Origin of the sequence: Paenarthrobacter sp. YIM B13468 (genome assembly GCF_042788025.1) — a bacterium.
GTDB lineage: Bacteria > Actinomycetota > Actinomycetes > Actinomycetales > Micrococcaceae > Arthrobacter > Arthrobacter aromaticivorans.
Genome location: NZ_JBHZPI010000015.1, coordinates 34,217 through 54,021, shown reverse-complemented (window position 1 = coordinate 54,021; position 19,805 = coordinate 34,217). Strand labels below are relative to the sequence as shown.

General features: G+C 62.1%; 16 protein-coding genes. 14 read left to right on the top strand and 2 right to left on the bottom strand.

The features are described from left to right. Nucleotides 1–80 precede the first annotated feature (80 nt). On the bottom strand, nucleotides 81–761 hold the full coding sequence (locus tag ACFX4T_RS15110; RefSeq protein ID WP_377652556.1) for a GntR family transcriptional regulator: 681 nt from the start codon (nucleotides 759–761) through the stop codon (nucleotides 81–83). A 121-nt stretch (nucleotides 762–882) separates the two neighbouring features. On the opposite strand from ACFX4T_RS15110, the gene purU reads away from it, so the two are divergent. The 13 genes from purU to ACFX4T_RS15045 all read left to right on the top strand — a co-directional run bounded on the left by purU (nucleotide 883) and on the right by ACFX4T_RS15045 (nucleotide 16,978). Beyond that, nucleotides 883–1,797 carry a formyltetrahydrofolate deformylase gene (purU, locus tag ACFX4T_RS15105; protein WP_223947737.1) on the top strand — a complete coding sequence of 305 codons (915 nt, stop codon included), beginning with the start codon at nucleotides 883–885 and terminating at the stop codon, nucleotides 1,795–1,797. Nucleotides 1,798–1,846: 49 nt separating this feature from the next. Further along, nucleotides 1,847–4,339 (top strand): FAD-dependent oxidoreductase, encoded by a 2,493-nt coding sequence (locus ACFX4T_RS15100; RefSeq protein ID WP_216922227.1) that lies wholly within the window; start codon nucleotides 1,847–1,849, stop codon nucleotides 4,337–4,339. Between the two features lie 124 nt (nucleotides 4,340–4,463). Next, nucleotides 4,464–5,090 carry a cyclodeaminase/cyclohydrolase family protein gene (locus ACFX4T_RS15095; RefSeq protein WP_377652555.1) on the top strand — a complete coding sequence of 209 codons (627 nt, stop codon included), beginning with the start codon at nucleotides 4,464–4,466 and terminating at the stop codon, nucleotides 5,088–5,090. Then, entirely contained in the window at nucleotides 5,087–5,977 is an 891-nt protein-coding gene (locus ACFX4T_RS15090) for a bifunctional 5,10-methylenetetrahydrofolate dehydrogenase/5,10-methenyltetrahydrofolate cyclohydrolase (protein ID WP_377652554.1), read from the top strand. Before ACFX4T_RS15095 ends, ACFX4T_RS15090 begins: the two co-directional genes overlap by 4 nt. 2 nt (nucleotides 5,978–5,979) lie before the next feature. Further along, entirely contained in the window at nucleotides 5,980–6,819 is an 840-nt protein-coding gene (locus ACFX4T_RS15085; RefSeq protein WP_377652553.1) for a methylenetetrahydrofolate reductase, read from the top strand. Continuing rightward, the gene (locus tag ACFX4T_RS15080) at nucleotides 6,774–9,092 is read left to right on the top strand and encodes an FdhF/YdeP family oxidoreductase (RefSeq protein ID WP_216922235.1); all 2,319 of its coding nucleotides are present in this window, start codon (nucleotides 6,774–6,776) and stop codon (nucleotides 9,090–9,092) included. Before ACFX4T_RS15085 ends, ACFX4T_RS15080 begins: the two co-directional genes overlap by 46 nt. Before the next feature lie 149 nt (nucleotides 9,093–9,241). Next, the gene (locus tag ACFX4T_RS15075; RefSeq protein ID WP_223947734.1) at nucleotides 9,242–9,664 is read left to right on the top strand and encodes a heme-binding protein; all 423 of its coding nucleotides are present in this window, start codon (nucleotides 9,242–9,244) and stop codon (nucleotides 9,662–9,664) included. Nucleotides 9,665–9,804: 140 nt separating this feature from the next. Continuing rightward, nucleotides 9,805–11,022, top strand: coding sequence for a formaldehyde dehydrogenase, glutathione-independent (gene fdhA, locus ACFX4T_RS15070; protein ID WP_216922239.1), 1,218 nt, complete (start codon nucleotides 9,805–9,807; stop codon nucleotides 11,020–11,022). A 30-nt stretch (nucleotides 11,023–11,052) separates the two neighbouring features. Further along, entirely contained in the window at nucleotides 11,053–12,387 is a 1,335-nt protein-coding gene (locus ACFX4T_RS15065) for a molybdopterin molybdotransferase MoeA (RefSeq protein WP_377652552.1), read from the top strand. Further along, on the top strand, nucleotides 12,375–13,256 hold the full coding sequence (fdhD, locus tag ACFX4T_RS15060; protein ID WP_377652551.1) for a formate dehydrogenase accessory sulfurtransferase FdhD: 882 nt from the start codon (nucleotides 12,375–12,377) through the stop codon (nucleotides 13,254–13,256). The genes ACFX4T_RS15065 and fdhD overlap by 13 nt, the downstream gene beginning before the upstream one ends. Nucleotides 13,257–13,443: 187 nt before the next feature. Further along, nucleotides 13,444–14,250: an IclR family transcriptional regulator gene (locus tag ACFX4T_RS15055; protein ID WP_377652550.1), complete on the top strand. Its 807-nt coding sequence runs from the start codon at nucleotides 13,444–13,446 to the stop codon at nucleotides 14,248–14,250. Between the two features lie 509 nt (nucleotides 14,251–14,759). After that, nucleotides 14,760–16,781, top strand: a complete 2,022-nt coding sequence (locus ACFX4T_RS15050) for a BCCT family transporter (protein ID WP_223947732.1) — start codon at nucleotides 14,760–14,762, stop codon at nucleotides 16,779–16,781. An 11-nt stretch (nucleotides 16,782–16,792) separates the two neighbouring features. Further along, nucleotides 16,793–16,978: a hypothetical protein gene (locus ACFX4T_RS15045; protein ID WP_216922249.1), complete on the top strand. Its 186-nt coding sequence runs from the start codon at nucleotides 16,793–16,795 to the stop codon at nucleotides 16,976–16,978. Nucleotides 16,979–17,064: 86 nt separating this feature from the next. Here ACFX4T_RS15045 and ACFX4T_RS15040 read toward each other — a convergent pair whose 3' ends face one another. After that, nucleotides 17,065–17,742: a fasciclin domain-containing protein gene (locus ACFX4T_RS15040; RefSeq protein WP_377652549.1), complete on the bottom strand. Its 678-nt coding sequence runs from the start codon at nucleotides 17,740–17,742 to the stop codon at nucleotides 17,065–17,067. Nucleotides 17,743–17,987: 245 nt separating this feature from the next. On the opposite strand from ACFX4T_RS15040, the gene ACFX4T_RS15035 reads away from it, so the two are divergent. Then, nucleotides 17,988–19,760 (top strand): cytochrome c biogenesis protein DipZ, encoded by a 1,773-nt coding sequence (locus ACFX4T_RS15035; RefSeq protein ID WP_377652548.1) that lies wholly within the window; start codon nucleotides 17,988–17,990, stop codon nucleotides 19,758–19,760. Nucleotides 19,761–19,805: the final 45 nt, after the last annotated feature.

The window sequence follows — 19,805 nt, the reverse complement described above, 5'->3', positions numbered from 1 at the left end:
TCCGGGTGATATATTAGTTAGAGTTCAGTATGCAATCGCCGAAGCGGGGAGTCAATCCCGCCATAACGCTAGCCAGATTCCTAGGCGGCGAAGAGCGCCGTGCGGACGGCGTGCTCAAAGCCCGTGACGTGCTCCTTTGCCAACTCCGCCGCTCTTTCCTCGTCACCATCAATGACCGCACGCAGGAGGTCCAGGTGTTCGCGGACGTGATGCTCGAGGTCCGGCAGTCGATCCAGGACCATGCACCAAATTCGCGTGGCCAGGTTGTCATAGCGGATCAGGACATCCTCGAGATGAGGATTTGCGGCGGCCGCGTAGATGCCCTGATGGACACTGGCATCCAGGCGCAGGGTTTCCACAACCGAGGCGCCGGCCACGTCAAAGGCCTCCACGGCCTTCATGACGTCCCGCAGGTGCTCCCTCGTAGCTGCAGAAGCCACCCGCGCCGCGCGTGCTGCCGCCAGCGGCTCCAGTTGCGTGCGGATCTCGGAAATAAAGGCCAAGTCCGTTACCTCAACCCGGGTGGCAAATGTTCCACGGCGCGGATAGGTGACCACGAGGCGGTCCAGTTCCAACCGCTTCAAGGCTTCGCGCACCGGAGTGCGCCCGATCCCGAGGTCCTTCGCCAGCTGTTCATCATTGAGGAGGTCCCCGGGCTTGATCTCCAGCATCAAAAGCCGATCGCGCAAGCGCTCATACGCGACGTCGGCCAAGGATTTCCTACTCGTGTCCTCCGCGATTGCCAGAGTTCCGAATGCCACAGTGCCAGCCCCTTCCGCAGTTCCCGAAAAACCTATTGACCTGTCCTTGAGACCAGTATACGCTGTTTCTCAATCCTAATATATCAGTACAGGACCCAAGAATATATCTAAAGGAGGAGACATGACCCTCGTGGCGACAGACTCACCAACAAGCACCCTGCCGCAGCCCGCGGAGCTCAAAGACGAGCAGGCACAGAAGTTCGTACTCACATTGTCGTGCGTCGAACGCGCCGGAATCGTGCAGGCGGTCACAACCTTCCTGTTTGAGCGCGGCTTCAACATTGACGAACACCAGCAGTTCGACGACGGCATCCGCCAGACGCTGCACCTTCGCACCGCCTTTTCCGGCTCCCCCGAATACTCGGCGGACCGGCTTGAGGAAGAGTTCAGTGCAATAGCTGACCGCTTCGACATGAAATTCAGCTTCCATGACCAGACCAAGAAGCGCGTGCTGGTCATGGTGTCCAAGTTTGGACACTGCCTTAACGATCTCATCTTCCGCTGGCGTGGCGGCAGCCTGGGCGGAGACCTCGTGGCTGTCGTTTCCAACCACGAGACCCACCGCGCCATGGCCGAGGCAGCCGGACTGCCCTTCATCCACATCCCGGTCACCCCTGACACCAAGGCTGAGGCTGAGCAAAAGCTCTTGGAACTCGTGGATGAATACAAGGCTGACCTGGTGGTGCTCGCCCGCTACATGCAGGTACTCTCCGATAACCTGTGCCGCTCCCTCGAGGGCCGGGCCATCAATATCCATCACTCGTTCCTGCCTGGATTCAAGGGCGCCCGCCCCTACCACCAGGCCTATGACCGTGGCGTGAAGCTCGTTGGAGCAACCGCGCACTACGTGACCGCGGACCTCGACGAGGGCCCGATCATCGAGCAGGAGGTCATCCGCGTGGACCACAGCTACGGCCCCAACGCACTCTCAACAGTGGGCCAGGATGCCGAAGCACTGGCACTGTCCAGGGCAGTCCGCTGGCACTGCGAACACCGCGTGCTGCTGGATCAGACCAGCACAGTGGTTTTCCGGTAAGCCACCCTCCCACCGTCCACACACACGAACTTCAGCAGGAGAAACTTTCATGACATCGACGCCTCGCATTGTCATCATCGGCGCTGGGATTGTCGGCACCAACCTCGCCGACGAACTGGTCACCCGCGGTTGGAACAACATCACCGTCCTGGATCAGGGGCCGCTGAACATGCCCGGAGGGTCCACGTCCCACGCACCGGGCCTGGTCTTCCAGACGAACCCTTCCAAGTCCATGGCCCTGTTCGCCAAGTACACGGTGGAAAAGCTGCTCTCCCTCACCGAAGATGGCCAGAGCTGCTTCAACCAGGTGGGAGGCCTGGAAGTCGCCACTACGGAGACCCGCCTGGCTGACCTGAAGCGCAAGCTCGGCTACGCACAGTCGTGGGGCATCGACGGCAAGATCCTCTCCCGCGAGGAATGCAAGGAGCTCTACCCCCTGATCAACGAGGAAGACATCCTTGGTGGCCTTCACGTTCCCACAGATGGCCTGGCGCTTGCAGCCCGCGCGGTGCAGTTGCTCATCAAGCGCACTGAAGCCGCCGGCGTGAAGTACATCGGCAACACCGAGGTGACTGGAATCGAGCAGTCAAACCGCCGCGTGACCGGCGTCGAGACCGCCGATGGCGTCATCCCCGCGGACATCGTGGTCTCCTGCGCCGGCTTCTGGGGCGCCAAGGTCGGCGAATTGATCGGCATGTCCGTACCGCTCCTGCCGCTGGCTCACCAATACGTAAAGACGACGCCGGTTCCCGCCCAGAAGGGCAAGAACGAACTTCCCAACGGCGCCCAGCTGCCGATCCTGCGCCATCAGGATCAGGACCTCTACTACCGCGAGCACGGTGACCGTTACGGTATTGGCTCCTACGCCCACCGCCCCATGCCCGTGGATCTTGATGAACTCGGCAAGTACGAGCCCTCCAGCATCAGCGAACACAACATGCCCTCCCGCCTCGACTTCACGCTCGAGGACTTCCTGCCGGCGTGGGAAGCCACCAAGCAGATCCTTCCGGCCCTGCGTGAGAGCGAAATCGAAGACGGCTTCAACGGCATCTTCTCCTTCACCCCGGACGGCGGCTCCCTGGTGGGCGAATCCAAGGAAGTTGACGGCTTCTTCGTTGCCGAGGCCGTGTGGGTCACCCACTCTGCCGGCATCGCCCGCGCCGTTGCCGAGGTACTGGTTGACGGCAAGTCGCAGATCGACCTGGGAGACTGCGACATCCACCGCTTCGAAGAAGTCCAGCTGACGCCTGAATACGTCAGCGAAACTTCGCAGCAGAACTTCGTGGAAATCTACGATGTCCTGCACCCGCTCCAGCCCAAGCTCTCCCCCCGCAACCTTCGCGTCAGCCCCTTCCATGCCCGGCACAAGCAGTTGGGTGGCTACTTCCTTGAGGGTGGCGGATGGGAGCGCCCGTACTGGTTCGAGGCCAACGCTGAACTTTTGAAGGAAATGCCTGACGAGTGGCAGCCGCCTGCCCGCGACGCCTGGTCCGGGATGTTCAGCTCCCCCATCGCCGCAGCCGAGGCGTGGAAGACCCGTACCGCAGTTGCCATGTATGACATGACTCCCCTCAAGCGCCTTGAGGTATCCGGTCCCGGTGCCCTGAAGTTGCTGCAGGAACTGACCACGGGTGATCTGGCCAAGAAGCCCGGCGCGGTCACCTACACGCTGCTCCTGGATGAGGCCGGTGGAATCCGAAGCGATATCACCGTGGCCCGGCTGAGTGAGGACACGTTCCAGTTGGGTGCCAATGGCAACATTGACACCGCCTACTTTGAGCGCGCTGCCCGTCACCAGACTGAAAACGGCAGCGCCGGCGATTGGGTCCAGGTTCGGGACACCACCGGTGGCACTTGCTGCATCGGCCTGTGGGGTCCGCTGGCCCGCGACCTCATGAGCAACGCCAGCAGCGACGACTTCACTAATGACGGCCTGAAGTACTTCCGCTCCAAGCAGGTCACCATCGGCGGCGTCACCGTTACCGCCATGCGGCTTTCCTACGTTGGTGAACTGGGCTGGGAGCTTTACACCAGCGCGGACAACGGCCAGCGCCTGTGGGATGCGCTCTGGAAGGCCGGCCAGCCGTTCGGCGTCATTGCCGCAGGACGCGCCGCCTTTAGCGCACTGCGCCTCGAAAAGGGCTACCGCTCGTGGGGCAGTGACATGACCACGGAGCACGACCCCTTCGAAGCAGGCCTCGGCTTCGCAGTAAAGATGGCCAAGGAGAACTTCGTCGGCAAAGCCGCCCTTGAGGGACGCACTGAGGAAAGCTCTGCGCGGCGCTTGCGCTGCTTGACGGTCGACGACGGCCGCAGCCTGGTGCTGGGCAAGGAACCTGTGTTCTACAAGGACCAAGCGGTCGGCTACGTCACCAGCGCCGCCTACGGCTACTCGGTGAAAAAGCCAATTGCGTACGCGTACCTTCCTGCCGCTGTTTCGATTGGTGATTCCGTAGAGATCGAATACTTCGGACGCCGTATCCAGGCGACAGTCACCCAGGACCCGCTGTACGACCCCACCATGAGCAGGCTCCGCGGCTAAGGCTGACGGACGCTTTGGTTGGCCAGCGGCCCGGACTCATCCCCTCGCAACGGTGTCCGGGCCGCTGTCTTACCCCGTTCCACTTCAGCCCGGCCTTACTTCGTCAACCAGTCCAGGAAGACACATGATCAGTTCAGAAACCATCAACGACTACCTTGCCAGGCTCGCTTCGCGGCAGCCCACCCCCGGCGGAGGAGCCGCCGCCGCCCTTCACGCTGCCCAGGGCGCAGCCTTGGTGGCCATGGTCGCCAGGTACACCACGGGTGAAAAGTATGCGCAGCATGCAGAACCCGTCGCCCGCATCACCAGCGCTGCAGACCATTTGATTGTTGAAGCGCTGCGCCTTGCAGACGCCGATGAGCACGCCTTCCAACGAGTTATTGATTCGTACAAACTCCCGTCCGGGACCGAGGAACTCAAGGCCATGCGCGCCGCAGGCATCCAGGATGCCCTGGTCCAGGCAGCCCACACACCTGCCCAGCTGATCAAGCTGGCCGGTGAGGTAGTGGAACTCGCCACGGAACTCTTTGACATGGCCAACCCCAATGTCATCAGCGACGTCGCGGCAGCAGCCGATGCTGCACGTGCCGCAGCCACGACTGCCCGTGTCAACATCGACATCAACGTAGTAGCCATCAAAGATGGCGACGCCCGCTCACGCTTGGCAGAACAGACGGACGGCCTTGAAGAAAAGGTGGTCCTCGCAGCTGATTCCCTCGTTAAGCGCGTACGCGAAAGGATCCTCGCGTGAGTACTGAAGTCCTTTCCGGAAAAGGGTTGGCCGCCCTCATCCAGCAGCGTGCGCAGGATGAGGCCCGCCTCCTCGAGTATGAGGGCCAGCGCCCTTCCTTGGCCGTGGTGGTGGCAACCGACGACGAGTCCACGCACTGGTACGTCCGGTCCATTGAGCGCGCCGCGGAGCGCGCCGGAATAGGCTGCCGGATCCTGGACCTTGGGCATGATGCCACGGAACAGGTGCTGGCGAGCGTGTTGAAAGACCTCAGTGCGGAGCCAACCGTCAACGGCATTATTCTTCAAACTCCGTTGCCCGCGGGCGTTCGAACAGACGGACTCGTGGGGCTGATCGCTCCCGAAAAGGACATTGACGGCGCCAACCCGCTCAGCCTTGGCCGCCTGGCTGTGGGTCAGCCCGCTTTCGCCCCTGCAACCGCACAGGCCGTGGTGGAACTGCTTGAGCATTCCCAGGTTCCGCTCGCGGGACGGAACGTCGCCGTCGTCGGGCGTTCCGCTGTGGTGGGAAAGCCGCTGTCCCTGCTGCTGCTCGAAAAGGACGCCACGGTCACCATCTGCCACTCCAAGTCAGGGGCGCTTGAGCGCTACACCCGGCCCGCCGACGTCGTGGTTGTAGCCGCAGGGCGGACCGGACTGCTGACCGGCAGCCACGTTTCGCCGGCGTCTGTAGTGATCGACGTCGGTACGAACGTCCTTCCCGACGGTTCCCTGGTGGGAGACGTGGACGAAGCCAGTGTCACCGGTGTGGCGGCTGCCCTGACGCCGGTGCCCGGCGGGGTGGGCTCAGTAACCACGGCGTTGCTGCTCCTCCACACCGCTGAAGCGGCCCGGGCACAAGCACGGCTTCTGGAGAAGCCAGCCTTGGTTTCGGGAACCGCTGGCTAGCCATGGAAACGGCGATCCGCCTGGAGGTGAGTCCCTCCGCTGACCTTGCCCGGCAACTGCCTCGCGCCTACGCGGCGCCGGGGACGGTCAGCGTGACCTGCCTGCCGCATCACGGTCCGGCCAGGACGGTCGCTGCCTCGATTGAGCTTGCCCGGCTGGGCTACCGCGTGGTCCCCCACCTGGCAGCCCGGAGCATCGCCAGCCAGGCAGAGCTGCACCTGTTCCTGCAGCAATTGCGCGACGAGGGCGTCCGGGAGCTTTTCCTCATTGCCGGGGACCGCGGTGCGCCTGCCGGCCCGTATTCCTGGAGCGGCCAACTCATGGAAGACGTCAAGGCTTTCTCGGAAGAATTCTCCCTTGGCATCGCCGGCTATCCGGAAGGCCACCCACAACTGAGCGCAGAACAGTTGCGGAGCGGCTTGGCCGGCAAGTCACCCCTGGCGTCCTCCATGGTCACGCAAATGTGCTTTTCGACGGAATCCATCAGCTCATACCTGCAGGAGCTGCACCAGGCCGGGTCGCGGCTTCCGGTGTGGGTGGGCGTTCCCGGGCCCGTGTCCGTGCAGAAGCTGCTGGCCATGGGTGCACGATTGGGTGTGGGACGCTCACTCAAGCTTGCCCGCGGCACAGGAATGGCCAAGGCACTCCTGCACGGTGGTGATGTCATGCGCTATGACAGCTCCGGCCTGATCCGGGAAGTTCACCAGGCCCTCGACGGCCATCCGCTGTTTGCCGGCATCCACGTCTACAGCTTCAACGACCTCAGCCGCTTACCGAGATTTGAAGGGAAGATCGCATGGCTTCCAAAGCCCCCCGTGAAAACATCGACGAGTCAAAGCTGACCGTCACCAAACCCAAGACAAAGGCTGTCGGCATTCCAGCCGTTGCCAACGCACTGAAGATCTCGCTGGAGCAAATGGGCCCGGTGCGAAGCGTGCAAACGCTGCTGGCAGTCAACCAGCTCGATGGCTTCGACTGCATGGGCTGCGCATGGCCGGAACACGAGAAGCGCAACGCAGCAGAGTTCTGCGAAAACGGAGCCAAGGCCGTCGCCGAGGAAGCTACCCGGCGTCGCGTCACGCCAGAGTTCTTTGCCCAGCACTCCATTGCTGAATTGAAGACCCGCGATGACTACTGGCTGGGCCAGCAGGGCCGGCTGACCCACCCCATGTTCCTCGATGAAGGCGCCACCCACTACACGCCCATCGAATGGGACAAGGCCTATGACCTCATGGCCGAGGAACTCCGGGGCATGGACCATCCCGATCAGGCCGTCTTCTACACCTCTGGCCGCACTTCGAACGAGGCCGCCTTCGTCTACCAGCTCCTGGTGCGCGGCCTTGGCACCAACAACCTGCCGGACTGCTCCAACATGTGCCACGAGTCCTCAGGCTCCGCGCTGGTGGAAACCATCGGCATCGGCAAGGGTTCGGTAAGCCTGACCGACCTGGAGACGGCGTCACTCATCTTCGTAGCCGGTCAGAATCCAGGTACCAACCATCCGCGCATGCTCAGCGCCTTGGAGAAAGCCAAGAAGAATGGCGCGATCATCGTGTCCGTCAATCCACTTCCCGAAGCCGGACTCCTGCACTTTGAAAACCCGCAGCACGTAGCAGGCATGGTGGTGGGAACCCAGCTGACGGATGACTTCCTGCAGATCCGTGCCGGCGGCGATCAAGCCCTCTTCCAGGGCCTGGGTAAGTACCTCCTGGAGGCCGAAGCCGCCGGTCGCAAGACTCCGGGCCTGGAAACCGTCCTTGACCACAAGTTCATCGAGGACCACACCGTGGGCATCGACGAATACCTGCGTTTCCTGGAGAAGGTGGAGTGGGACGACATCGTGGAAGCAACAGGTCTCACCCTGGAGCAGATCCACGCCACAGGCGAACGGCTCCTGGCCTCGAACGCCACCATCGTGTGCTGGGCCATGGGACTGACCCAGCACAAACACTCGGTACCCACGCTCCGTGACGTCGTAAACGTCCTGCTGCTTCAGGGAAACATCGGCAAGCCCGGCGCTGGAGTTTGCCCGGTCCGCGGCCACTCGAACGTCCAGGGCGACCGCACCATGGGCATCTTCGAGAAGATGCCGGAGAAATTCCATGACCGGCTGGACAACGAGTTCGCGTTCCTGTCACCACGGGAGCACGGCTATGACACTGTTGCCGCCATCCGCGCAATGAGGGACGGAAAAGTCCGCTTCTTCATGGGGATGGGTGGAAACTTTGTTCGTGCCGCCCCTGACTCGGAGGTTACGGAACAAGCGCTCGCCAACACCGGGTTGAGCGTCCAGATCTCCACAAAGTTGAACCACTCGCATCTATCCACGGGTCGTCGGGCTTTGATTCTCCCAACACTCGGACGCACGGAGAAGGACACCCAGCGGACCGGTGACCAGAGGGTCACGGTGGAAGACTCCATGAGCGCGGTCCACGCATCCCGGGGACGCCTCAAGCCCGCCAGCGAGCACCTCCACTCGGAAGTTGCCATTGTCTGCAATCTTGCCCACCGGCTCTTCACCGACGGTACCGTGCGCCTGCCCAACGCCCCCAAGGCCGCGTGGCTGTCGATGCGTGATGACTACTCGCTGATCCGCAAACACATCGAGGCGGTCTTCGATGGCTTCGAGAACTTCGAAGAGCGGATCCAGCACCCGGGCGGCTTCGTGTTGCCGCACCCGCCGCGCGATGCCAGGAAGTTCGATACCGCGTCAGGCAAAGCACACTTCACAGGCAACGAGCTTGAATACATCAAGGTCCCGCCTGGCCGGCTGGTGCTCCAAACGCTGCGGTCGCACGACCAGTACAACACCACCATCTACGGCAAGGACGATCGCTACCGCGGCATCCACGGCGGGCGGAGGGTGGTCCTCATTAACGAGTCCGATATCGCCGAGCTGGGCTTTGCTGATGGTGAGATGGTCCACCTGATTTCAGAATTCCAAGGAGTTGAGCGCAAAGCAGAAGACTTCCGCATCGTTTCGTACTCCACTCCCAAGGGGTGCGCCGCTGCCTACTACCCGGAGACCAACGTCCTTGTACCGCTGGACTCGGTTGCGGATACCAGTGGAACGCCGACGTCCAAATCCGTCATCGTGCGACTCGAACGGGCTTGAAAGAGTCTGGACACGGTGTGATACATGCCATAGTATGTGACTGATATATCTTTCCTATCGAGTCAAAGATATTAGGAGACCTGGCGCCTAAAGCCCGCGCCCACCAAGAGCAATTTGCCCTCATGAAGACATCTATCAATGGAGAAACAATGTCTGATATCACCCAAGTCCAAGCAGATGCCGTATTAGCCGCGGCCCGCGACGCCGCACGCGGAACCGAGACAGCAATGAACATCGCCGTGGTGGACGCCGGAGGCAACCTCAAGGCCTTCACCCGCATGGACGGGGCTTGGCTCGGCAGCATCGATATCTCCATCAAGAAAGCACGCACAGCCCGCTACTTCGACATGCCCACGGGCGCAATCGGCGAGCTTTCGCAGCCGGGGGGACCCTTGTACAACATCGAGGTTTCCAATGGCGGACTCATTACGTTCCCGGGTGGCATCCCCCTGCGAGGGGAGGACGGCACCGTAATCGGGGCGATCGGCGTCAGTGGCAGCACGGTGGAGAACGACCACACCGTGGCGTCCGCAGGAGCAGCAGTAGAGCTTCAGGGCGCGGCCCGGCCGTAAGCAAAGAAAAACTGTCCAATTGTCCGTGAATGGTGCTTCGGTGGCCTGAAACCTGGGGAGGTATTTCCTCATCGAAGCACCGCTCTCGGGCAATTGGGCAGCATTCATTTTCCGTATCACCACATGTCCAAGGAGTGTCCATGTCTGGAAACCGAGCAGTCGCCTACAAGGAACCCGGTGTCGTCGAAATCATCAACACCGACTACCCGACGTTCGAACTCAAGGACGGACCGGGCGTAAACCCGGCCAACGTCGGCCGGAAGGTACCGCATGGCGCGATCCTCCGCACTGTGACAACCAACATCTGCGGTTCGGACCAGCACATGGTCCGTGGCCGCACCACAGCCCCACAGAACCTGGTGCTCGGCCACGAAATCACCGGTGAAGTGGTGGAGGTGGGTCCCGACGTCGAGTTCATCAAGGTGGGCGACATCGTCTCGGTGCCGTTCAACATTTCCTGTGGCCGCTGCCGGAACTGCAAAGAGCAAAAAACCGGTATCTGCCTCAACGTCAACCCTGACCGCCCGGGCAGCGCTTACGGGTATGTGGACATGGGCGGCTGGGTAGGCGGACAGGCCGAGTACGTACTGGTCCCCTACGCCGACTGGAACCTGCTCCGCTTCCCGGACCGCGACCAGGCCCTGGAAAAGATCATGGACCTGACCATGCTCTCGGACATCTTCCCCACTGGCTTCCACGGCGCCGTTACGGCCGGAGTGGGCGTAGGCTCCACGGTGTACGTCGCTGGTGCCGGCCCCGTGGGTCTGGCTGCCGCAGTCGGCGCCCAGTTGCTTGGCGCCGCCGTCGTGATTGTGGGCGACATGAACGAAGACCGGCTGGCACAGGCGCGTTCGTTCGGCTGTGAAACCGTCAACGTCTCCAACGGCGACCCGAAGGAGCAGATCGCGCAGATCCTCGGGGTGCCGGAAGTGGATTGCGGCGTGGACGCCGTTGGTTTCGAAGCCCGCGGACACGGAAGGGACGCCTCGCACGAGGCTCCAGCCACCGTGCTGAACTCCCTTATGGACATCACCGCCGCCGGCGGCTCCCTGGGTATCCCCGGCCTCTACGTCACGGGCGATCCGGGTGGAATCGATGAAGCAGCCAAGCACGGCTCCCTCTCGCTCTCGCTGGGCACCGGCTGGGCAAAGTCCCTGTCCTTCACCACAGGCCAGTGCCCGGTGATGAAGTACAACCGCCAATTGATGATGGCCATCCTCCACGACAAGGTCCAGATCGCCAAGGCAGTCAATGCCCAAGCCATCCCCCTCGAGGACGCTCCCCGCGGCTACGCAGAGTTCGACGCCGGAGCGGCAACAAAGTTCGTACTGAACCCGAACGGCTACGTGAAGGCCTAACAGGCAAAAACACCAGGAAGGGGGGCATCCATGCTCGCGCAGGAAATCGTCTGCGGCACTTCGCCAACATCCCATGTGCCGTGCGAGCGGATGCCTGCCCCAACGTGGTCTGAAGCCCGGCAACTGGCCTTCGATTGCGCTATCCCGCTCGCCTCAGCGTCAGTGCCACTGGCGGACGCGATCGGATACGTGCTCACCACTGATGTGACGGCGTATCAGAACCTTCCGCACTACGCGTCCTCTGCCATGGATGGCTGGGCCATTCATGGCGGAGGACCGTGGGAGATCACGACGCCGGGGCTGCCGCTATCACCGGGGCAAGCCAGCGTCATTGCCACCGGTGGCCTGGTTCCAGAAGGTGCCGGAGCGGTACTTCGCAAAGAGAGCGGACAGGTCCTCGACGCCGGATATGGGCTGCAGCTCTCACTGAAACCCGACGCGAAACCCGGCGAGACGCTACCCGGCCGGCATATACGGCCAGCCGGTGAAGAAGCCCGGGCCGGCGACGTCCTCGTACCCGCCGGCACACTCCTCAATCCTGCCCACATTGCCCTCGCTGCCGTAGCAGGCCACGACGAACTGCAGGTACAACGCAAGCCTCGGGTCGCCGTCGTACTTACCGGTTCCGAGGTGGTGACCTCGGGTCAGCCGACAGCGGGGCAGGTGCGCGACACCTTCGGCCCGCAACTCGGCGCAGTGATCTCCCAGCTTGGCGGGATTCCAGGCAGCCAGCAACGGATCGGCGACTCGTATGAAGAGTGGCTGTCCGCACTTGGCGGCCCGCCCGGAGCCGAACGCCCCGATGTCACGATTACCACCGGCGGCACCGGCAAATCCGGAACTGACCACTTCCGCGCTGCAGTGGCCGCGCTCGGTGGGCACCTGCTGCTCGACGGCGTCGCTATGCGCCCCGGTCATCCTGCCGTATTGGCTGGGCTTCCGGACGGCCGCTTCATCATCGGCCTTCCAGGCAACCCCCTGGCCGCCATGATGGCCCTCATGACAATCGGCGAACCACTGTTGGCTGCCCTCCAAAATCAGCCTTTCCGGACAGCTGGCCACCTCACGTCCGGGGCGGACGTAGATCCGAGCCCGGGCCGGACACAACTCATTCCCTGCACCTTTGTCCACGGCCTCGCTTTTCCTGCTTCGCATACAGGCCCCGGCATGATGCGTGGCTTGGCTTGGGCCGACGGCTTCATGGCCGTTCCCCCTGGCGGAGTGGAAGCAGGGAAACCCGTCCCCGTCATGCCGCTGCCCTGGACAAGCGCCTGGTCAAGAACCTGGACAAGCGCCTGGTCGCAGGCGCAAGCAACCATCGATTTCCCCAACCCGGCAGGAAGGTACGCCCCATGGCACGGATGACACAGCGCCGGAAGATCCACCGCTTCCATCTCGACGGGACAGGTACCGAATATCCGGTGCGGTTCAAGGAAGACGTCCTGGCTGCAGAGGAGCCCCTGGAAATCAGGATCGGCGGCCGCTCATTCGCGGTAACCATGAGGACTCCGGGAGACGACTTTGACCTGGTAGCCGGGTTCCTGGTGTCCGAGGGCATCATCCGCAGCCAATCCGAGCTGGTCTCCCTGCGTTTTTGTTCCGGCGAGAAGGACGGGACGCAGACGTTCAATGTGGTGGAGGCGCAGCTTCGCTCCGACGTACAAATGCCGGACACCATGCGCCACGTCTACACCTCCAGCTCGTGCGGCATCTGTGGAACGGACTCCATCGAGGCCGTCCGCAAGACCCTCCACTTCGATCCTGCCCAGGACGGGCTTCGGGTTCCCGTTGACATCCTGGCCGAACTGCCCGAACGCCTCCGGGAAGCCCAGGCGGTGTTCGACAGGACCGGTGGCGTCCACGCCGCCGGTCTCTTCAGGGTGGACGGAACCACCCCCGAACTCCTCTGTTTGCGGGAGGATGTGGGCCGCCACAACGCCGTGGACAAGGTGGTGGGTTGGGCATTGCGCCAGGATCTGCTGCCCCTGAAAGGTCTGGTCCTGCAGGTCTCGGGACGGGCGTCGTTCGAACTGGTCCAAAAGGCCGCCCTGGCCGGCATCCCCGTCCTGTCCGCCGTGAGCGCGCCCTCCAGCCTTGCCGCGGACCTCGCCACTGAGACCGGTGTGACCCTGGTTGGCTTCAGCCGCGGCCACAGCCTCAACGTCTACGCCGGCCGCGACAGATTGGTCCGCCCCCGCAAAGCAGCACGTGAGGAGGTCTTCGCCGGGCTCTGACCCGCCATTTCTGCCGGTTTGCGTGCAGCTAAAGCCCTGTTGATGCCCGATAGGGAGCATTTACTGTGCCCAAACTCCCCCCGCGTTTCAGGGCCCGTGTCCGTGTCGGACTAGGATGAGGAAAGACGAGGAGCAGGCTGGGCTTTACAGTCCCGACCGCCTGCTTGGGACAACGACACGAGGCATCATGGCCCCACGCAACAATCCGGACATCGAGAAGGACGCAGACGCCCAAGGCGGCGGCGTCCAATCAGTGGACCGCGCGCTGCAAATCCTGGAAATCCTTGCACGCGAAGGGGACGCCGGCGTCAGTGAAATCGCTGACGAGATGGGCGTCCATAAATCCACAGTGTCCCGGCTTGTGGGTTCGCTGGTTAACCGCGAGCTTGTCCGGCAGAACAGTGAGCGGGGCAAGTACCAGCTGGGCTTCGGAATCCTTCGGCTGGCAACCTCCATCCCCGGCAGGCTGAGCGTCGTGCACGAGGCCAGGGAAGTACTGGAAGCACTCGCGGGTGAGTACAAGGAAACGGTCAACCTTGCGGTGCTCCGATCCAACTACGCAGTCAACGTGGATCAGGCCATGGGCCCCTCAACGCTTGCCACCTACGACTGGGTGGGGAGCCTGACGCCCCTGCATGCCACGTCCAGCGGCAAAGTGCTCTTGGCCGCACTGACGGCCGATGAGCGGAGCCAGGTCCTCAAGACAGTCGGACTTCCTGCCCGCACGCCCCGCACCATCACCAACCGCGCGGAGCTGGAGAAGCAATTGCTCGACGTCGCGCGGAACGGCTACGCAATAGTCCATGAAGAGTTCGAGATCGGCCTGACGGCGGTAGCTGTGCCAATTTTTAACCACATGGGCATTGTCATCGCTGCGGTGAGTATCTCGGGCCCTGCCTTCCGCTTTGCCCCGGAGGAGCATCCAGGGCTCATAGACGCCCTCCGTGAGGCCGGCTTCACCATCAGTGCCAAGATGGGCTACCGACGCCGCTAGGCGCTGCCCCGTCCAATCCAGTCCTTCCCGGCGGCGCGATCCGCGCGGTCCGTTGGCGTAATCCACGCCTGTGAGTACAGCTAACTGCCGTCGTCAGCATGGCCATTTTTCGCCTTGTTTGTCGCTTGTTACGCAACAGTAACCACGATGTGCAACAAGGTGCATGGGTGTCAAGGCGTCGGAAATGGAAAAGAAATTCCTTGACATTGGCCTGTGACGGGGCGCACTCTGTTGCATAGCGCGAGAACTGTTGATCCTTGCGAAACGTCAGAAGGCGATTCTGCCTAATAGACCCGAACCCCGTTCCCCAACAAAAGAGGTGCAACATGCGTAACGCTTGCCCCACCAGTGAGCTCGCTCCCGGGGAAGCGCTACGGCCCGATACTGCTCCAACAATCGCAACATCATGATCCTCGAATCGGAGGAAGCCCCCATCCTTCCCTCCAACCCTGCCCTCCAGGGCCATGTATAAACCCAAGCCCATGACTCGCCGAGCAAAGGACCCGCTCATGGCTATAAATAGTGATTTAAAGCCCCTAACACCCGAGGAAGTGCCCGCCAACGATAGCCTGGCTGACACTCCTTCATCACCTAAAACGAACCGCCTGGAGAACTCTGGGGACGTCATCAGCGTCTCCCCGGACGAAACCAACCCCGCAGTCCTCGACGATGAGGACGGAGGGCCGGAAGTTCTGCCGGATGTTGAAGAATACGAACAGATCCTGGAAGAACTCCGCAACGCCAAGACCGAGCAAGCCGTTTCGGCTCGCCGGAACCGCAAACTTACGCTCGACAAAGTCACCTTCGGTATCACGGGCGCCATCGCCGTCGCCTTCGTGGTCTGGGGTTTCGTCGGCCGGGACAGCCTTTCCGAAACTTCCAAAGGCGCCCTGAACTGGGTCATGGAATACACCGGCTGGCTCTTCATGGTTCTTGCCTCCTTGTTCGTCGTCTTCGTCCTCTGGCTCGCCCTGGGCAAATTCGGCAACATCCCTCTGGGCAAGGACGGCGAGAAGCCTGAATTCCGGACCGTCTCCTGGGTAGCGATGATGTTCGCCGCCGGCATGGGCATCGGGCTCATGTTCTACGGCGTGGCTGAACCGCTCTACCACTACATCTCACCGCCGCCAGGCACCGTGGACGGCCGCACTCCTGCCGCCATCCAGACGGCCATGGCCACCTCGATCTTCCACTGGACCCTGCACCCATGGGCCATGTACGCAGTGGTGGGCATTGCAATGGCCTACGGCACCTACCGTTTGGGCCGCAGGCAACTGATCTCCACCGCGTTCACGTCCCTGTTCGGGATAAGGATGGTTGAAGGTCCGATCGGGAAATTCATCAACATCCTGGCCATCTTTGCCACCCTCTTCGGAACGGCCGCCTCCCTGGGCCTTGGTGCCCTGCAGATCGGCAGCGGCATGACCTCCAACGGCTGGGTAGGCGAAATCGGCACCCCGGTACTCGTGGTGATCGTGGCCGTCCTGACCTTCTGCTTCGTCGCCTCAGCTGTCTCCGGCATCAGCCGCGGCATTCAGTGGCTTTCCAACATCAACATGGTCCTGGCAGTCGTCCTTGCCCTCATCGTGTTCGTTGCCGGGCCCACCCTGTTCATCCTCAACCTGATCCCTTCCGCGATCGGTGACTACGCAAGGGACCTGGCAGAGATGTCGTCCCGGACCGAAGCGGTGGGCGACGAAGCGTTGCGCAGCTGGATGACCAGCTGGACCATCTTCTACTGGGCCTGGTGGATCTCCTGGACGCCCTTCGTCGGTCTTTTCATCGCACGCATCAGCCGAGGCCGCACCATCCGCCAATTCGTCACCGGCGTGTTGCTGGTACCCAGCGTGGTCAGTGTGATCTGGTTCGGCATCTTCGGCGGAGCTGCCTTCCACGTGCAGCAGGAAGCGGACAAAGCCGGCACGGCAGGCTTGGTAACCATGACCAACGGTGTACCGTCCGTCAATTTCGACGGTGCGCTCTTTGACCTCGTCAAGAACCTTGGTATGCCTGGCTGGCTCACGGCCGCGGTGATCGTACTTGCCATGGTTCTGGTGGCGATCTTCTTCATCACCGGCGCCGATGCTGCGTCCATTGTCATGGGCTCGCTCAGCTCCAATGGAGCGGAACACCCCCGCCGTGCAGTCGTCATCTTCTGGGGAAGCCTCACCGGTGCAGTCGCCGCCGTTATGCTTCTAGCCGGCGGCGACGAGCCATCCGAGGCCTTGGCCGGACTCCAAAGAGTCACCATCGTTGCCGCGTTGCCGTTCGTCCTCGTCATGCTGCTGCTCTGTTTCGCCCTCACGAAGGACCTGCGCCGTGATCCTCTGTCACTGCGTAGGCGCTTGGCGACATCCGTTGTTGAACGCGCGATTCGTACGGGCGTGGAACAACATCGGGGCGTTCAATTCGACCTGGTGACCAGGCACGAGTGTGCGGAGGACTGCCCGGATTCCGACTGTCCCGGCGGAACTCCGACCGGAACCGTCCCCACCGTTCAGTCTCCCCGCCCCCAGCCAACCGACAAGTAAGGTGTCCCGCAATGACGCAAACCCATGAACAAGAAAGCATTCTCCGTGTCTCCACCGATTCCGGGGACACCGTGAGCTTCACCTTGGATGCCACGAAGCCCGTAACGGTCAAGCTCCAGGTTGACGGTGGTTGCACTTGCGGAACCACCGCCACGGTCCAGGGCTCCTACGTTGATAGCGACCTAGGCCAGCGATAACCCTTCATTTCCAACAAAAAAGCAGGCGCCGGATCTCGGCGCCTGCTTTTTTGTTTGCGGACTTTTTTGTTCGCGGACGGGCAACCTTACTTGGGCATCAGCACGGAGTCGATGAGGTAAACCGTTGCGTTGGCCGTGTGGACACCACCGCAAATCACGTTGGCGCCGTCAACTGTGAGTGCATCTTTGCTGCCGCCAACGGTCACTTCGCCACCCTGGACCGTCTTGTGCGTTCCGACGATCTGGTCAGGGCTCAGCTGGCCGGGGACTACGTGGTAAGTGAGGATCTTGCTCAGCAGGGCATCGTCCGTCTTCAGCGTCTCAATGGTTGCGGGGTCAATCTTCGCGAAAGCATCATCAACAGGTGCAAAGACTGTGAATTCGCTGCCATTGAGGGTGGAGACCAAGTCCACTTTCGGGTTGAGCTTGCCTGAAACAGCGGCAGTCAAAGTCTTGAGGAGCGGGTTGTTCGAAGCGGCAACGGCAACCGGGTCCTGGGCCATTCCCACTACCGAACCGGCACCATCCGGAACCTGCGCGGCATAACCGGCACAGCCCGGGCCAACAAGATCACGGGCGGGATCCATGGCGGCGCTGGTCATGGCTGAAGCCGACGGCGACGGTGCCGCGGACGTCATCTCCGGGGCGGCTGACGACGACGAAGGTGTGCTGGAACTGCTTGAACCACCACAAGCGGTGAGTCCGAGAAGGGCGGCTGCAGTGAGGCCAACGAAGGCGAGGGCGGGGCGCTTTGTGGACAGCATGTCATTCTCCTTGTTCGTGGAACCAGGGCGTTGGGTCCATTGGGTGTGGGCACTGGCTCCCCGGCGCTGCATCTGCGTCGCCGGCGGTTTGTGCCTCACCAGCTATTCGGAGGTCGCAGCGGCGTGGATGGGTACGGATTGAAAAAGTTTTTAAACCAAGCCATCGCGGCTTCGGCTCCGAACTGCCTACAGATATCCGGAGCCGGCACCCTTCATGGCCGGTCCGGCGAACGTTGGGAGACGCAATGCTGCAATTAGCACTAATCGGGCTGCTCGGCGGGTTGATTACAGGCATCTCGCCCTGCATCCTGCCCGTCCTGCCCGTCATCTTTCTTTCCGGAGGCGTACAGGGTGCGCGGAAAGGCCCTGTGAGCAGTTCCGCGGCAACAGAGGTGCCGCGGACCGCCGTCGAGCTTAAGGCCCAATCCCGCCAGCGTCGGCGGGCAGGGTTGCGCCCCTACCTGGTGATCCTGGGCCTGGTGATCAGCTTCAGCACATTCACGTTGGTTGGCTCGTTCCTGCTGACCTTGGTGAACCTGCCGCAGGACCTGCTTCGATGGATCGGGCTGGTGGTGCTGGTGCTGATTGGTTGCGGCCTGATTTTCGATCGTTTCCAGCACATCCTGGAGAAGCCGTTCTCGTGGATCCCGCAGCGAAAGGTAGGCACCGAAAATGGCGGGCTGGTGCTGGGACTGGCGCTCGGCGTCGTCTATGTCCCCTGTGCAGGACCAGTGCTTGCCGCCATTGCCGTGGCCGGTGCCACCGGACAGGTGGGCCCGGAAACCATAGTCCTCACGTTGACGTTTGCCGTGGGTGCGGCCGTTCCGCTGCTGGTGTTCGCGTTGGCTGGGCGCCGCGTCGCAGAGCGGGTCAAGGCGTTCCGCAAGAACCAGCGCAAGATCCGTATTGCCGGTGGCGTCATGATGATCGCCCTGGCAATCGGGTTGGTGTTCAACCTTCCCCAGCTGCTACAGAAACTCGTGCCCGACTACACCTCCACACTCCAGGAACAGGTCCAGGACAACGAGGCTGTGAAGAAGGCACTGGACCTGGGCGGCCTGGTGAACGAGCAGAACCGTGATCTGGACAAGTGCAGCAACGGTGCCACCGAGCTTGAATCGTGCGGCACCGCCCCGGACATCAAGGGCATCCAGGAATGGTTCAACACCCCTGGCGGCCAGGCCGTGAACTTGAAGGACCTCAACGGCAAGGTGGTTCTGGTGGATTTCTGGGCCTACTCCTGCATCAACTGCCAGCGCACCGTTCCGCACCTCACCGATTGGTACAGCAAGTACAAGGATTCCGGCTTGGAAATCATCGGCGTCCACTCCCCCGAGTACGCCTTCGAGAAGGAGATCCCCAACGTCATGTCCGGTGCGCAGGACATAGGCATCACCTACCCCGTGGCCATCGACAACAACCTCTCCACCTGGACCAACTACCGGAACCGCTACTGGCCGGCCCACTACTTGATCGATTCCGAGGGAACAGTTCGGCACATCAAGTTCGGCGAGGGCGGTTACCAGACCACGGAGAAACTGATCCGCAAACTCCTGCAAGAGGCCAACCCTTCAGCGGCGCTGCCGGCACCCATTGAAGCGTCCGACGACGGCCCGGTAGCAGGTGCCACCACTCCGGAGACGTACTTGGGCACCACCAAGAAGGTCAACTATGCGGGCGAGGAACCCTATAAAGCAGGGGTTGGCCTATATTCAACGCCAGCGAATCAGCCCGCTGACAGCTTTTCCTTGAAGGGTTCGTGGGATCTCGGAACCCAATCCATAACCCCTGCCGGCGCTGGCTCTTCCGTTGCCCTGAACTACCACGCCAAGCAGGTGTACATCGTGGTCAGTGGTGAAGGCATGATCGAAGTTGTCCGCGATGCCAAGACCACGTCCGTAGCGGTCTCAGGGACGCCGACGCTTTATCAGATCGTGGACGACCCCGGAATCCGCGAGGGCAAACTCGAGGTCAAGATCCCCCAGGGCATCCAGGCGTACTCCTTCACGTTCGGATAACCCCTGCGCCTTGGGAGGCCCGGTCTTGTTCGCTCTACCCAACGT